Below are 13,421 nucleotides of genomic sequence, written 5' to 3' on the forward strand. Positions count from 1 at the left end.
CGCCACGTCTCGGGGGATGACGTGGCTTGGGTGGCCCCTGGTTAGTCCGAACACCGACTCGTGGACAACCCCTACATCCCCGGGGTGATGACGATTTCACGGCGAGGACAGTCTCACCTCCCCGCCGTCAGAAGCGGCCGGGCAGGCCCCACGGCAATGATGGATCACCTGTCCCCACGACGGGGGCATTCCAAGGTGGGGGAGCATCATGAGCTGGAGCATCCAGATTCCGGCGGTGAACACGCTCAAGCTCGCGCTGGGCAACGCCGCGCACGAGCAGGCGCTGGGCCACGCGGAGCTGAACGGCAACAAGGCCATCCCCATCCAGGGAGGCCAGGTGGCCCTGACGGGCACGCTCAAGGTCCCCGTCGAGCTCTTCAACGACCCGAACGACCAGGACGCGTACGGCATCATCGGCGTGCCCCCGAAGCAGCTGGACGGATCCGCCGTGGAGCCCCTCTTCTCCCCGGACGGGGCCGCGTGCTGGCTGAAGTACGCGGCGGAGCTGAGCGCGGAGGCCAACGGCCAGGGGAACTTCCCCTTCGTCGAGCTGAGCGGCGGCGGGGCGCTCCAGGTGAAGGTGGCGGACTACCGGCGCCACGCCGCCACCCAGACGCTGGAGGCCGCGCTGGGTTCGGACGCGAAGTCCCTGCGCATGCCCTTCGTGCTGGGGGACGTGCAGGCGCTCCAGCCCGGTGACGCCCTGTCGTTCCAGACCTGCGTGGCGCTGAAGGCCGGGGTGAAGGTGTCCTGGTCCGCCATCAGCACGTCCCTGGTGGCGGCGCTCGCGAAGCGGCTGGCCGGGCAGCTGGTGTTCGAGCTGAAGGCGCAAGCAGGCGCGTCCATCGGCGGCACCGTGTCACTCCAGGACGAGTTCCGCATCGTCTTCTCCCGGCCCAGGGACGGCGGAGCGTTCCGCGTGTCGGTCCGCAAGGCCACCTCGGACGCCGCGGCGGTCCACGTGTCCGCGGGCGTGTCGCTGGAGCACTCGTCGCCGCTGCTCGCCTCCATCCTGAGCGCCGTGGACTCCAAGGTGCAGGACGCCTTGAAGCTCGTGGAGGGCATGGAGCAGGGCTCGCTCCAGCCCGCGCTCCTCCAGGTCGCCGCCGCGCTGCTGAAGCAACTGGGGTTCCTCAAGTCGGCGGAGCCCACGCTCGCGGCGGTGACGGCCGCGTATGAAGAACTGAAGGATTTCGTGGAGAGCGTGGTGAGCGGCGCGCTCAAGGCCGGCTTCGAATACGAGTACGCGCGCAGCACCGAGGACGCGACGCTCCTGGAGCTGGAGGTGCCCGTGGAGGAGCTGGCGGGCACGCACGGCGCGTTCGTCTCCGGCGACCTGGCCTCCATCCAGCGCCGGGTGAACGACGCCTGGCTGCGGCGCTACTTCCACATGAAGTCCGTGGAGTCCCAGCGCGTCTGGGGCCTGGGCCTGGGCTGGCGCGACGTGAACTTCGCCTCGCAGGAGGACCGGCGGAAGCTCAAGGCCGTGGTCCAGCACGCGTCCCGCGACCACCGGCAGGGCCCGCGCCGCTACGCGTTCCTGGGGGCGCGCGGCTACACCAGCTCCGGCGTGCTGTACGGGAAGACCTCCCGCTGGGGGCTCGACTTCAGCGCCCAGATGCCGCGCTTCAGCCTCACGCCCAGCGCGGACGAATTCGAATACGCGTTCTTCGCCCAGAGCCAGGTGGAGGACGGCCTGTCGAAGGAGCTCATCCAACGCGCGGTGGACGCGGCCACCGTCTGGGGCGCGGTCCGCCCGGAGGACGCGCCAGCGCTGGTGGATCGGCTCTTCCGCGCGGCGCCCCCCGGCACGAAGACCGAGACGCGGCTGGACCTGCGCGTGGACAACCCCAGCTTCCGGCGGCTGCTGGCGAAGCTGGGCTCCGAGCCCGCCTTCGAACGCAACGCCTTCGCCCACGCCCTGGCGCGCGCCCTGCCCCGGGCCAGCCAGCCCGTGCGCACCCACCTCCAGCGCCGCGATGAGCTCTACACGCCGCTCTGGGACGCGTACCTCAAGGAAGGGGCGAAGGACTGGACGCTCGACCGGGCGAAGGCGAACGTGGCCTGGCACCTGAAGACGCAGGCGGGAGCGGACGGCTTCGTCGCGTCACACTGGGAGCAGACCGGCGGCACGGGCACGTTCTCGGATGTGCTCGTGCAGTCCTCGCGCTACGGAGGCGACATCGGGGGCCGGCCGTACGGGAAGGTGTACGTGTTCTGGAAGGAGCTGCTCGACAAGCTCATCGCGCTGAACAAGGCCATCCAGTCGGAGGCCGTCATCGCGGAGAACGACGCGACCTCCCCCGTGCAGCAGGTGTTCACGGCCCTGGATGACCTGGCCTGCGACGACTTCCGCGTCACCGCGTTCGTCGCGTGGATGGATCAGCTCGCCGTCCGGTGGAAGCTGGGGTCGGGCATCCAGCGCCTGCTCCAGGTGCGCGTGGGAGACCAGGAGTTCGTCGTCTCCCACGGCTGAAGCACGGGGGCTCGCTACCAGCGCATCCGGTACATCGCGGCGGGGCCCTCGCGGCCCTCGACCACGGTGGAGAGCCCCTTCACGCCCGTGGTCAGCGTGCCGAAGTGGCACAGGGCCCCGATGAACTCCGGGTGGACGCCGCCGTTGCTCACCTTCAGCCGGTAGTCGGTGGCGGACAGGCGCGCCACGTCCACGAGCAGGAAGTTGCTGCCGGAGGCCATGTTGCGCGCGGTGCGCTCCAGCGTGCGCGCCGGGCCCAGCAGCTTCAGCACGCCTTTGAGCGCGCGGCCCATGTTGGTGGAGAAGTAGGCGGTGACGAACCGCTCGCCCAGATGCCAGTGCGCCTGCGGCGGCGACAAGCCGGGGAAGAGCGCCTCCGCGGCCAGGAGCAGCATCTGGTGCCACTGGTCCTTGGGATAGGCGGGCTCCAGCTTCTGGTCCAGGTCCAGCCCCACCGCCTTCAACTTCGGCCGGAGCGGCCCCTCCAGATGCCCCTCCAGAACGGACAGCAGCCCTTCGACGGTGTGGCCGAACACGACCTTCTCCGGAGCACGCACGTTCGGAAGCTCCTTCTCCACGGCGCTGGGGATGCGTCCTTCATCGGTAAACGCGGACGGACCCGGGAACAACCCACCCACCCCTTCGTGCAGCGGGATTTCCACCACCGGACGCAGCAACTTCAAGAAGCGCGTGGGCGGGGTGCCATCCATGGCTTCATGCCGCGCATGTTGCTCAAGGTGTGTCTCAACGGGGCCCGCGCGGCCACGGATCATCCCCAGTTGTCCATCACGCCCGAGGCGCTCGCGAGGGACGCCACCGCCTGTCACGCCGCGGGGGCGGGCGCGTTCCACGTGCATCCGCGCGCGGCGCACGGGGGTGAGTCCCTGGACGCGGCGGACATCGGCGCGGCGGTGGGCGCCATCCGTCGCGCCTGTCCGGGCGTGCCCGTGGGGGTGAGCACCGGCGCGTGGATGGTCCCGGACGTGGAGGCCCGCCGCGCGCGTGTCGCGGGGTGGAGGACCCTGTCCGCCGACGTCCGGCCCGACTTCGCCTCCGTGAACCTGTCCGAGCCCGGCTGGGAGTCCATCGCGGACGCGCAGCTGGACGCGGGCATCGGCGTGGAGGCGGGCGTCTGGTTCCCGGAGGATGTCCCCCGGCTCATGGCATGGCCCCGTGCGACGGAGTGCCTGCGCATCCTCGTGGAGACGCAGTCCTCACGACCGGAGGCCGCGTGTCAGGAGGCGCGAACGCTGGTGGACCTGCTGCGCGCCACGGGCCTTGCGCGTCCCCTCCTCGTGCACGGCTCGGAAGGAGGCGCGTGGGCCGTGCTCGGGTGGGCACGGCGCCACGGCTTCGACACGCGCATCGGGCTGGAGGACACGCTCACGCTTCCGGACGGCCAGCGCGCGGAGGACAACGCCGCGCTGGTGGCCGCGGCGCTCCAGCTCCGGGGCGGCTGAGGCCTACTTCGCGCATTCCTCCGGGCGCCAGGACGCGGGCCTGTAGCGGCAGTCCCGCGCCCGGGCCTCCTGGACCTGCGGCGTATCCGCGCCCAGGTGCCGGTGCTCCCGCAGCAGCCGCGCGAGCCCGTCGCACGCGGCCCAGGACTTCATGGCGCAGGCCTGCTCCGCGCGTGCGAAGGCGGCGTCCAGGTCCCGCGGCATTCCTCCCGCGACTGTCTCACCGTAGCGCGTCGCCAGGTGGCCGCAGGCGCGGGCGCTGCCACCCGCGCATCCCTTCTCCGCCACCCGGAGCTCTTCTTCGAGGTCGCGGTCGATGAGGTTGGCCCGCTTGTACTCATAAGCCAGGTCCGCGCACGCATCCGGGTCGCCCGCGTCGCAGTCCGCCCGCAGGTTGCGCGCGACCAGGGTGTCCTTCGGCAGCGGCAGGCCCAGGTCCTTGCAGAAGGACCGCAGGCGCGACTTGCATCCCTGTGCCTCGATGAGCGGGAGGCTTCGCCGCGCCTCCGCGCTCGCCCCCTCCTGAGCAGCGTCCGCGAGCTTCCGCGTCAGGATGACGAGCAGGGAACAGGTGCCGCCGTCCTCATGGGTGAAGCACCCGTGGCGCAGGGCGTTCATGCCCTTCTCCGGATTCGCATAGCGACGGGAGGTGTTGGTCAGGGCGAGGCCCAACTGGTAACACGCCGGGCCGCCGTTGCGCGCCTCACACCCTGTCTCCAGGAAGACGAGGCCCACGAGCGGAGCCGGCGCGATCTTCAGCGCTTCATCCCCGAAGGACAGCACACGCCAGAGCCGCACGCAGGCGGAGGGCGTGCGCTTCAGGCAGGCGTCCTCCAGCAACTGCATCGCCTTCGGAACATCCACCGCGAGCCCCGCGCTCCCCTCCAGCAGCACCTCCCCCAGCCGAGCGCACGCATCCCCTTCACCCTTTCCGTCCTGGCACTCGTCCTTCCAGCGGTCGACGGACGCGCGCGGCGCGGACTTCGCGCTCGCGGTGACCTTCCCCGCGTCCAGCTGGAGCGATTTCAGCACGGACCCCTTCGGCTTCTCCGGAGCGGTCTTCGCCGGGTCCAGTTGGAGCGACTGCAACACGGACTGCTTCGGCGCCTCCGCCTTCGTGCCGTCCGCCGCGAGCCCCAGCATGCGCCGCACGTCGTCGCAGGCCTCCGGCACCTCGTGGTCGCACGCGCGCTGGTAGAACATCGTCGCGCGGCCGGGGTTCACCGCCACGCCCGCGCCCTTCTCGTACGCGGTGCCCATCACGTAGCACGCCATGCCCAGGCCCACGCCCGAGCCCGTCTCACACATGGCACGAATCTTCTCCAGCTTCGCGCCCTCCTCCGGCGTGACGGCCGGAGCCGGCTCCGGCTTCGCTCCCGCCGCCGCGCTCGGGGACGCGCACGCCTCCTGCGCTCCCAGGCCGCACGCCGTGCGGAAGTAGCTGGACGCCAGCCGCGCGTCCTTGCGCGTGCGCACGCCCTGGTCGAACTCGCGCGCCACCGTGAGGCACGCGACCCCCAGGCTCCGGTTGCACGCCTGCACCAGCATCCCCATGCCCGCCGCCACGTCCTGCTCGACGCCGAAGCCGCCCATCAGCTTCAGCACGCCCAGGTTGTTGCACGACAGGCGGTCATCCCCCGCGCAGCCGCGCTCGTAGAAGCGCACCGCCATCGCGGCGTCCTTCGTCACGCCCCGGCCCTCGCCGTACAGCAGCGCCAGGTGGCCGCAGCCCTCCGGCAGGTCCCGCTCACAGCCCCGTGCGAACAGGCGCGCCGCTTCCGCCTCGTCCTTCGCGACGCCCCGGCCCTCCTCCTTCAGCACGCCCAGCGCCACGCACGCGCGCGGGTCGTCGCCGTTGCAGCCCAGCTCGTACAGCATCGCCGCGCGCGCTACGTCCTTCGGGACGCCGTCGCCCACGCGGAGGCGTTCGGCCTGCTCGAAGCACGCCTGCGCCAGCCGCCCACCGCAGGTGCGCTGGTACAGCGTGGAGAGCTCCTGCTCGGCCTCCGACTTCGTTTCGTCCGAGGAACCATGGGCACAGGCCACGAGCAGTGCGAGTGCCGGCGTCACCAGCCACGCGAAGAAGAATTTCACTGAGGGCATGGGGAGATCCTTCCACTCCGGTCGCCTTTCCGTCGAGGACCCCCTCCGTCATCCAAGCCGCGTCGTGCGTGGCTTCTTATGATTGGGACACCATGCAAGAGCCCCCCTCAGCAGGCGGATCCCCTCCAGCCCGGGAGGAGGAACCGCCGCCCCCGGCGTGGGCGCTCATCCTCGGCGCCTCCTCCGGCTCGGGCGCGGCCATCGCGGAGGCCGTCGCGCGCAAGCCGGGGCTGAACGTCTTCGGCGTGCACCGGGGCCGCTACCCGGACACCGCGCGCGAACTGGAGGCCCGCGTGCGCGACACGAGCCGGGACGTGCACCTGCGGCAGTCGGATGCCTCCACGCCCGAAGCCGCCGAGGCCGGCGCGGACGAGCTGCTCCAGCGCGCGGGCCCCCGCAGCGTGAAGCTGTTCGTGCACGCCATCGCCGGCGCGTCCGTGGGGCGCTTCCTCTCCGAGGGCCCGGACCGGCTGCACCCGCGCCGCATCCAGCGCACGTTCGACTGCATGGCGCACTCGTTCGTGTACTGGACGCAGGCGCTGGTGCAACGCGACCTGCTGGCCCCGGACGCGCGCCTGCTGGGGTTGCAGAACCCGCTGGACGAGACGCACCTGGGCAACACCGGCCTCATCAGCGCCGCCAAGGCCTCGCTGGAGATGTACGTACGCCACCTGGCCATGGAGCTGGGCCCGAAGGGCCACCGCGTCAACCTGCTCAAGTTCGGCACGGTGATGACGCCCGCGCTGCGCCACGTCTACTCGCCGGAGGCGCTGGCCCAACTGGAAGCGCGCCACGCGGCCATGAACCCCGCGGGGCGCATGGCCACGCTGGACGAGGTGGCCCGCTTCGTCACCGTGCTCGTGGGGGACGACGCCGCGTGGTTCAACGGCGCCACCATCGACTTCACGGGCGGCATGACGCTGAAGCTGCTGGACCTGGTGCTCAACCCGTGACGGCCGGAACGCGGAACGTGAGGCAGTAGTAGAACGGTGACACCTGCTCCTCGATGACGTCTTCGGCGTTGCGCGGCAGCAGGTCGCGGGGGCTCTTCGCCTCGCGCGTGTAGAACGTGAGGGCGCGGAAGGCGGCGCGCTGGAACAGCGACGGGCGGAAGGCCGCGTCCAGTTGCTCGTCCACCACCACCAGCGGCGTGCCGGGCCGCGCCACGCGCGCCATCTCCCGCAGCGCCACCGCGGGCTGGCGGTAGCTCCCAATCCCGCCGACGTGGAAGACCCGGTCGAACAGGCCGTCCTTGAATGGGAGCGCGTGCGCGTCCGCCACCAGCAGCCGCGTGTCCTTCACGCCGCGGCCCTTGCGCAGCCGCTTCTCGCACTGCGCCAGCATGCCGGTGCTCAGGTCCAGGCCCCACACCTCCACGGGCAGGCCCGGCGGCAGCGCGCCCCGGATGCGCGGCAGGTTCGCGCCCGCGCCCACGCCCACTTCCAGCACGCGCACGGGCTGTCCGTCGCCGCGAGGTTTCAGCGCGCCCAGCTCCAGCCTGCGCATGTACCCGTCGCGCATCCGCGACTCGGAGACGGACTGGAACAGCGGCGTCAGCACCGTGGTCAGCGGGTCGTGCAGCGCGGGGAGCCCGTCGTAGAGGTGGCGCATCAGGCGGTCCGTGCCCTGCACGCGGTCCTCGCGGTACAGCCGCGCGAGCCCGTCCTCCACCGTCCACGCCTCGCCGCAGCCGCCGCAGAGAAGCCGTCCCTCGTCCAGCCGGTCGTCCTCGCTCTGCCCGTGCCACACCACCTGGCCCCGGCAATCCGGGCACGCCAGCAACGCCACGTCCCGCAGCCACATCATCGCTTCGTCACCCTGCCGTCCCTTGTTCGGCCAGGGTCCGCGCCAGGTCCTCGCGCGCCCCCAGCCGGGTGAAGTCCTCCGCTGCCCGCCGCAGCAACTCCGCGCGCTCCGCTTCGCCCGAGGGCAGGTGCCGCGCCCACTCCAGCCGCGCGCGCGCCGCCTCGTAGGGCGTCCCCCGCACTTCGGACTCCGCGATGCAGCGCTTCCACGCGCGGAACGCCTTGCGGTGCTTGCCCGCGAGCCACGCCTCGCAGCCGCGCCACAGCCACGCCGCGGGCTCGCCGAAGGGGAACACCTTCGCGAAGCGCTCCACCTCCGTGAGCGCGGCCCGCGCGCTGTGCGTGAGCGCCTGCAGTCCGGGCCCGGGCGTCTCGCGCGCCAGCAGCGTGAGCAGCACCTCCGCCACCGCCGTCGCGCCGAAGTAGACGAAGTGCGCCACCGGCTTGCCCGCGGACAGCCGCACCAGCGCCTTCTCCGCCGCCGCGCGAGCCCCCGCCGCGTCGCCCTCGCGCAGGCACAGGAGCGCCAGCGTGCCGTCCGTGATGATGCGGTCGGTGGCGCCGCCATGCGCGTCCGTCCACGCGAGCGCCGGCTCCAGCGCCACGCGGGCGCGGGCGTGCTCACCCAGCCGCAGCAACATGTGGGCCCGGTAGTGCTGGGCCCAGTGCTGCGTCTGCGCCGAGCCCCGGCGCACCGCGGACGCCTCCAGCCAGTCCATCAGCGGCAGGCCCCGCGAGAACTGGCCCCGGTACATGGCGGACACGGTGAGCAGCGCGCGGCACTCCTCCGCCAGCCGCAGGTCTCCCACCGAGTCCACGATGGCCGTCGCCCGGGCGAGCCACGTCTCCACGTCCTGCCAGCGCGCCTGGTACACCGCGCACACCGCGTTGCGGTTGAGCACGTAGGCCAGGTCCGCCGGGCGGCCCACGCTCTCCGCCACCTCCTGCGCCCGCTTCACCCACGCGTCCGCCACGCGGTGCAACGGCACCGTGCCCGCCACCACCGCCATCACCGTGTACCCGCGCGCCAATTCCGGCGTGGGCCCCGCGGGCTCGCACAGGTTGAGCATGCGCAGGCCGCTCCAGAGCACCGGCAGCGCCTCCTGCGCGTAGATGAACGCGTCGGTGAGCCGCATCAGCAGCCGGCCCGCCAACCGCCGCGACTCCCGGCGCCGCCGGGAGTCATCCACGTACGCATCCGGCCGCGCGCTCTGCGCCAGCCGGGACAGCGTCTGCGTCAGCGTGCCCAGCACCCACGCCACGCGCGACGAGGGCACGCGCCAGCCGAAGTGCGCGAGCGCCGACTCCGCGTGCGCGCGGAAGGCCTCCAGGTCTCCCAGCTGGAAATGCGCCTCCGCCAGCAGCGCCTCCACGCGGCCCCGCTCCAGCGGCGTGGTCTGGGGCGCGACCGCCAGCGCCCGCGAGAGCAGCGGCAGCGCTTCGCGGCACGCCCCCACCGCCAGCGCCTCCTCGCCCGCGATCCGCGCGTGATGCGATTCGCGCGCCGCGTCCCCGGCCTGCCCCCAGTGGTACGACAGCGCGGCGGCGTGGCCCTTGGGGTGCGCCGCCTCCAGCGCCAGGGCCGCGCGCCGGTGGAGCGCGGGGCGGAGCGTGGGGGACAGGTCCTCCAGCAGCCGCTCGCGCAGCTTGTCGTGCGCGAAGCGCCAGCGGCCGTCCGCCACGTCCAGCACCGCCGCCGCCGCGCAGTCGGTGAGCCACGCCTCCACGTCCACGCCGGGCGCGGCCCGCTCCAGCACCCCCAGGTCCAGCTCCCGGCCCAGGAGCGCCGCCACGTCCAGGAGCTCCCGCGCGTCCCGGGGCACCTTCTCCAGCCGGCGCTGCACCAGCGCGCGCATGCCGCCCGCCCACACGCGCTGGGGCAGCGCGACGGCGCCCAGCCGGTCCAGGCCGCCCGCGTCCTCCGCCAGCGCGCGCACCACCTCCACCAGCAGGAACGGGTTGCCCTCCGACTCGCGGCGCAAGAGCTCCACCACGTCGGGCCGGCGGCCGACGGCGCCCAGCATGGACTCGCCCAGCTGGGCGATCTCCTCCGCGTTCAACCGCTGCAGCCGCAGCACGCTCGTGCCGGGCAGGCGCTCCGGCAGCTGCGGGGACTCGTCGTCGCGGAAGCTCACGAGCAACAGCAGCGGCAGCCCCGGCGCCCGGGCCGCGAGCTGCGCGAGGAGCTGGAGCGATTCGGCGTGCGCCTGGTGCAGGTCCTCCAGGATGACCACGGTGGGCTGCGACAGGCGGGCGAAGAGGTCCTCCACCGTCTGGTGCAGGCGCAGCTGCGCCATGTCCGCGTCCAGCTCCGGCGCGGCGGGCACCTCGCGGCCGAGCAGCGCCTCCATGTCCGGCACCAGCGGCCGGAGCACGCGCGCCTCGCGGTCGGACAGCTCCGTGAGCATGGGCAGCCAGCGCAGCACCGCGCGCCACTCCTGGTAGGGCACGCCGCCGGTGTCCACCGCCTGGCCGCGCAGCACCATCGCGCCGCGCACCAGCGCCAGCGAGCGCACCTCCTCCAGGAGGCGCGACTTGCCCACGCCGCTCTCGCCGCCGATGAGCCACGCGCCGCCGTGGCCCGCGAGCGCCGCGTCGAGCACGCCCGTCAGGTGCTCGCGCTCCGCCACGCGGCCCACGAAGCGCGCGGACTGGAGGAAGCTCTCGCGCGTGGCGGCGGACTCGGCGGGCCGGGGCTGGCCCACGGCGTCGCTCAGCGCGGTGATGACGGCCTCCGCGTCGCGCGGCCGGCGGTGCGCCTCGGGCGCGACCAGTTGCTCCAGCAGGGCCTTGAGCGCGGGCGGGAAGCCCGGCGTCGCGAACACCTGGCCCGCGTGGGGCAGCCGGCCGAAGAACATCTGGCACGCCATGGCGCCGAAGCCGAAGAGGTCGGTCAGCTCGGACGGGGGCTGGTCCTCGAAGAGCTCCGGGGCCAGGTAGCCGGGGGTGCCCGCGGGCTGCGCGCGGCGGCCCTGCTGGTCGCGGCCCACGGCCAGGCCGAAGTCGAGCACCTTCACCTGGCCGCGCACCACCAGCACGTTCCCGGGCTTCAGGTCGCGGTGGATGATGCCGCGCCGGTGCAGGTACGCGAGCGCCTGGAGCGTCTGGATGAGCAGCCCCACCTGCACCGTCAGGGGCGCGTCCGTGCCGGCCTCCACCAGCGTGCGCGCGTCCTCCAGCAGGTCCATGGCCAGGTAGGGCCGGCCCTCCGCGTCGAAGCCGTAGTCCAGCACCCGGATGACGTGCGGGTGGCGCAGCGACACCAGCGTCTGGAACTCGTGGGCCAGCGACAGCGCCATGCCCTGCGTGGCGAACGCGGAAGGGGTGCCCCGGCCGGGCCGCCGCGCCAGGTCCGCCACCGTCTTGTGCAGCCGCTTGAGGGCCACGGGGCCTGAAAGGCCGTCCTGCGCGCGCCACACGGTGCCCGCGCCGCCGCGCCCCAGCAGGTCGAGGATTCGGTACCGGCGACCGACGACTTCTGGATCCATGCCCGGTGACGTGTCGGCATCCGGGGCATCCGCCCGGGGGGGGGTCTGACAGGAGGGGGGGTGAGACATGAGGGGGAGCCGCCCTTACGCGCGGTAAGGATATCTCCCCTTCTCGTGCGGGAGGGGGATTGAATGTATCGGGGGCAGCCGAAGCAGGAGGCGCTTCGGACCCTGGGGAGCAGCCCGGCGGGCGGGGCCCGGCAGGGTTCCTTCCCTCTGGAGCGCTGAAACATCACTTTTGACGTGAGGGAGGACACCGGATGGCGGGCTACGACTTCGACTTGTTCACAGTGGGCGCGGGGTCGGGTGGCGTGGCGGCCAGCCGGCGAGCGGGAGCCTCCGGCGCGAAGGTGGCCATCTGCGAGGAGGGGCGCGTGGGCGGCACGTGCGTGCTGCGCGGGTGCGTGCCCAAGAAGCTGCTCGTGTACGCGGCGCACTACCGCTACGACTTCGAGGACGCGGCCGGCTACGGCTGGACGGCGAACGGCCCCGCGCTGGACTGGAAGAAGCTCCAGGCGGTGAAGGCGAAGGAGCTGGACCGGCTGACGGGCATCTACGGGCGGCTCTTGCGCGACGCGGGCGTGACGCTGGTGGAGGGCCGGGGCCGGGTGGTGGACGCGCACACGGTGGAGGTCGCGGGCAAGCGCTACACGGCGGAGCGCATCCTGGTGGCCACGGGCGGGCGGCCCTACCTGCCGGAGGTGACGGGCATCGAGCACGCGCTCACGTCCGAGCAGGCGCTGGAGCGCCCCGAGCTGCCGCGCCGGGTGGCGGTGGTGGGAGGCGGCTACATCGGCGTGGAGTTCGCGGGCATCTTCGCGGCGCTGGGCGTGAAGGTGACGATGCTGATCCGAGGCGACACGGTGCTGCGCGGCTTCGACAACGACATCCGCGCGGCGCTGACGCAGGAGATGCGCAAGAAGGGCGTGGACATCCGACCGGAGACCTTCGTCCAGGACATCGAGAAGCGCGAGGACGGCACGCTCAGCCTGCTGACGCGCATGGGGGAAACGCTGGAGGTGGACGCGGTCCTGTACTCCACCGGCCGGGTGCCCAACACGCAGGGCCTGGGCCTGGAAGAGGCGGGCGTGAAGCTGAACGAGCGCGGCGCGGTGGTGGTGGACGCGCAGTCGCGCTCGTCGGTGGAGAGCATCTACGCGGTGGGAGACGTGACGGACCGGCTGAACCTCACGCCGGTGGCCATCGCGGAGGGGCGCGCGATGGTGGAGACGCTGTACCGGAACAACCCGGTGACGATGGACCACCAGAACGTCCCGTCCGCGGTCTTCAGCCAGCCGCCCGTGGGCACGGTGGGGCTCACGGAGCGCGAGGCGATGGAGCGCCACGGCAAGGTGGACGTCTACGTCTCCAGCTTCCGGCCCATGAAGCACACGCTGACGGGCCGGGATGAGCGGTCGATGATGAAGGTGGTGGTGGAGCGAGGCACGGAGCGCGTGCTGGGCTTCCACATGGTGGGAGCGGACGCGCCGGAGATCATCCAGGGGCTCGCGGTGGCGCTGAAGTGCGGCGTGACGAAGAAGCAGCTCGACGCCACGGTGGGCATCCACCCCACGGCGGCGGAGGAGTTCGTCACGCTGCGGGACAAGCGCCCGGATCCGTCGGAGAGCGCCACGATGCTGGAGCTGGGGCGCGAGGTGGTGGCCACGCCTCCGGGGGATCAGCGGGGATGAGGCGATGGAGGAAGATGGCCTCTGGATTCGCAGGCCATCTCCCTCCCCTCCATCACTCCATCAAAGCTGATTGCGACAGGTCACGATGACGGTGGGGTCGACAACGAGGCTGCAGGTGCCGAGGCATGCGACCAGGAGATCCGGATCGGTGACAGTCGCAACGCACCCGGTAAGGCAGATGATTTGGTTGAGCTCGACCACGACCAGTCCGTCGGTAATACACTGGGCAAACTCCTGCAGGCCCTGTTCACTGACGGTCCGCTCTTCCGCCGGTTGCTGGATGGGTTGCTCGTTCACCGGCTGCCGCTCCTCGGGTTCCATCGGCCCGCAGCCCACGGCCAGCAACAGCGCTCCCATCGCAGCCGTCCACTTCGTCAGTCTCAGCAAGTTGCGACCTC

9 protein-coding genes are annotated in these 13,421 nt (G+C 72.3%); 4 read left to right on the forward strand and 5 right to left on the reverse strand.

Annotated features, from left to right (window positions below; translation table 11 throughout):
- The first annotated feature begins 208 nt into the window (after window positions 1-208).
- Window positions 209-2,476, forward strand: coding sequence for a hypothetical protein (locus JYJ93_RS02435; RefSeq protein ID WP_206786295.1), 2,268 nt, complete (start codon window positions 209-211; stop codon window positions 2,474-2,476).
- A 14-nt stretch (window positions 2,477-2,490) separates the two neighbouring features.
- Here the strand turns inward: JYJ93_RS02435 and JYJ93_RS02440 are convergent, their stop codons facing one another.
- A complete protein-coding gene (locus tag JYJ93_RS02440) occupies window positions 2,491-3,186 on the reverse strand; it encodes a DUF2378 family protein (protein WP_206786296.1) in 696 nt (231 codons plus the stop codon).
- Between the two features lie 6 nt (window positions 3,187-3,192).
- On the opposite strand from JYJ93_RS02440, the gene JYJ93_RS02445 reads away from it, so the two are divergent.
- Window positions 3,193-3,936 carry a 3-keto-5-aminohexanoate cleavage protein gene (locus JYJ93_RS02445; protein WP_206786297.1) on the forward strand — a complete coding sequence of 248 codons (744 nt, stop codon included), beginning with the start codon at window positions 3,193-3,195 and terminating at the stop codon, window positions 3,934-3,936.
- Between the two features lie 3 nt (window positions 3,937-3,939).
- Here JYJ93_RS02445 and JYJ93_RS02450 read toward each other — a convergent pair whose 3' ends face one another.
- Window positions 3,940-6,039: an SEL1-like repeat protein gene (locus JYJ93_RS02450; RefSeq protein ID WP_206786298.1), complete on the reverse strand. Its 2,100-nt coding sequence runs from the start codon at window positions 6,037-6,039 to the stop codon at window positions 3,940-3,942.
- Window positions 6,040-6,131: 92 nt separating this feature from the next.
- Between JYJ93_RS02450 and JYJ93_RS02455 the strand changes: the two genes are divergently transcribed.
- Entirely contained in the window at window positions 6,132-6,992 is an 861-nt protein-coding gene (locus JYJ93_RS02455) for an SDR family oxidoreductase (RefSeq protein ID WP_242543633.1), read from the forward strand.
- Here the strand turns inward: JYJ93_RS02455 and JYJ93_RS02460 are convergent.
- Window positions 6,982-7,845: a methyltransferase domain-containing protein gene (locus JYJ93_RS02460; protein ID WP_206786299.1), complete on the reverse strand. Its 864-nt coding sequence runs from the start codon at window positions 7,843-7,845 to the stop codon at window positions 6,982-6,984. The two genes, JYJ93_RS02455 and JYJ93_RS02460, sit on opposite strands and share 11 nt — an antisense overlap.
- Window positions 7,846-7,852: 7 nt before the next feature.
- Window positions 7,853-11,332: a serine/threonine-protein kinase gene (locus tag JYJ93_RS40515; RefSeq protein ID WP_269012919.1), complete on the reverse strand. Its 3,480-nt coding sequence runs from the start codon at window positions 11,330-11,332 to the stop codon at window positions 7,853-7,855.
- Between the two features lie 260 nt (window positions 11,333-11,592).
- Here JYJ93_RS40515 and gor point away from each other — a divergent pair, with 260 nt between their 5' ends.
- Window positions 11,593-13,023: a glutathione-disulfide reductase gene (gene gor / locus JYJ93_RS02470; RefSeq protein WP_206786301.1), complete on the forward strand. Its 1,431-nt coding sequence runs from the start codon at window positions 11,593-11,595 to the stop codon at window positions 13,021-13,023.
- 60 nt (window positions 13,024-13,083) lie between these two features.
- Here the strand turns inward: gor and JYJ93_RS02475 are convergent, their stop codons facing one another.
- Window positions 13,084-13,410: a hypothetical protein gene (locus JYJ93_RS02475; RefSeq protein WP_206786303.1), complete on the reverse strand. Its 327-nt coding sequence runs from the start codon at window positions 13,408-13,410 to the stop codon at window positions 13,084-13,086.
- Window positions 13,411-13,421 lie beyond the last annotated feature (11 nt).

It is taken from the genome of Corallococcus sp. NCSPR001, from assembly GCF_017309135.1.
GTDB lineage: Bacteria > Myxococcota > Myxococcia > Myxococcales > Myxococcaceae > Corallococcus.

Excerpts from the sequence above, each read along its gene's own strand:
- JYJ93_RS02455 (WP_242543633.1), top strand. The coding sequence starts at position 6,132 with ATGCAAGAGCCCCCCTCAGCAGGCGGATCCCCTCCAGCCCGGGAGGAG.
- JYJ93_RS02440 (WP_206786296.1), bottom strand. The coding sequence starts at position 3,186 with ATGGATGGCACCCCGCCCACGCGCTTCTTGAAGTTGCTGCGTCCGGTG.
- JYJ93_RS02445 (WP_206786297.1), top strand. The coding sequence starts at position 3,193 with ATGCCGCGCATGTTGCTCAAGGTGTGTCTCAACGGGGCCCGCGCGGCC.
- JYJ93_RS40515 (WP_269012919.1), bottom strand. The coding sequence starts at position 11,332 with ATGGATCCAGAAGTCGTCGGTCGCCGGTACCGAATCCTCGACCTGCTG.
- gor (WP_206786301.1), top strand. The coding sequence starts at position 11,593 with ATGGCGGGCTACGACTTCGACTTGTTCACAGTGGGCGCGGGGTCGGGT.
- JYJ93_RS02435 (WP_206786295.1), top strand. The coding sequence starts at position 209 with ATGAGCTGGAGCATCCAGATTCCGGCGGTGAACACGCTCAAGCTCGCG.
- JYJ93_RS02460 (WP_206786299.1), bottom strand. The coding sequence starts at position 7,845 with ATGATGTGGCTGCGGGACGTGGCGTTGCTGGCGTGCCCGGATTGCCGG.
- JYJ93_RS02450 (WP_206786298.1), bottom strand. The coding sequence starts at position 6,039 with ATGCCCTCAGTGAAATTCTTCTTCGCGTGGCTGGTGACGCCGGCACTC.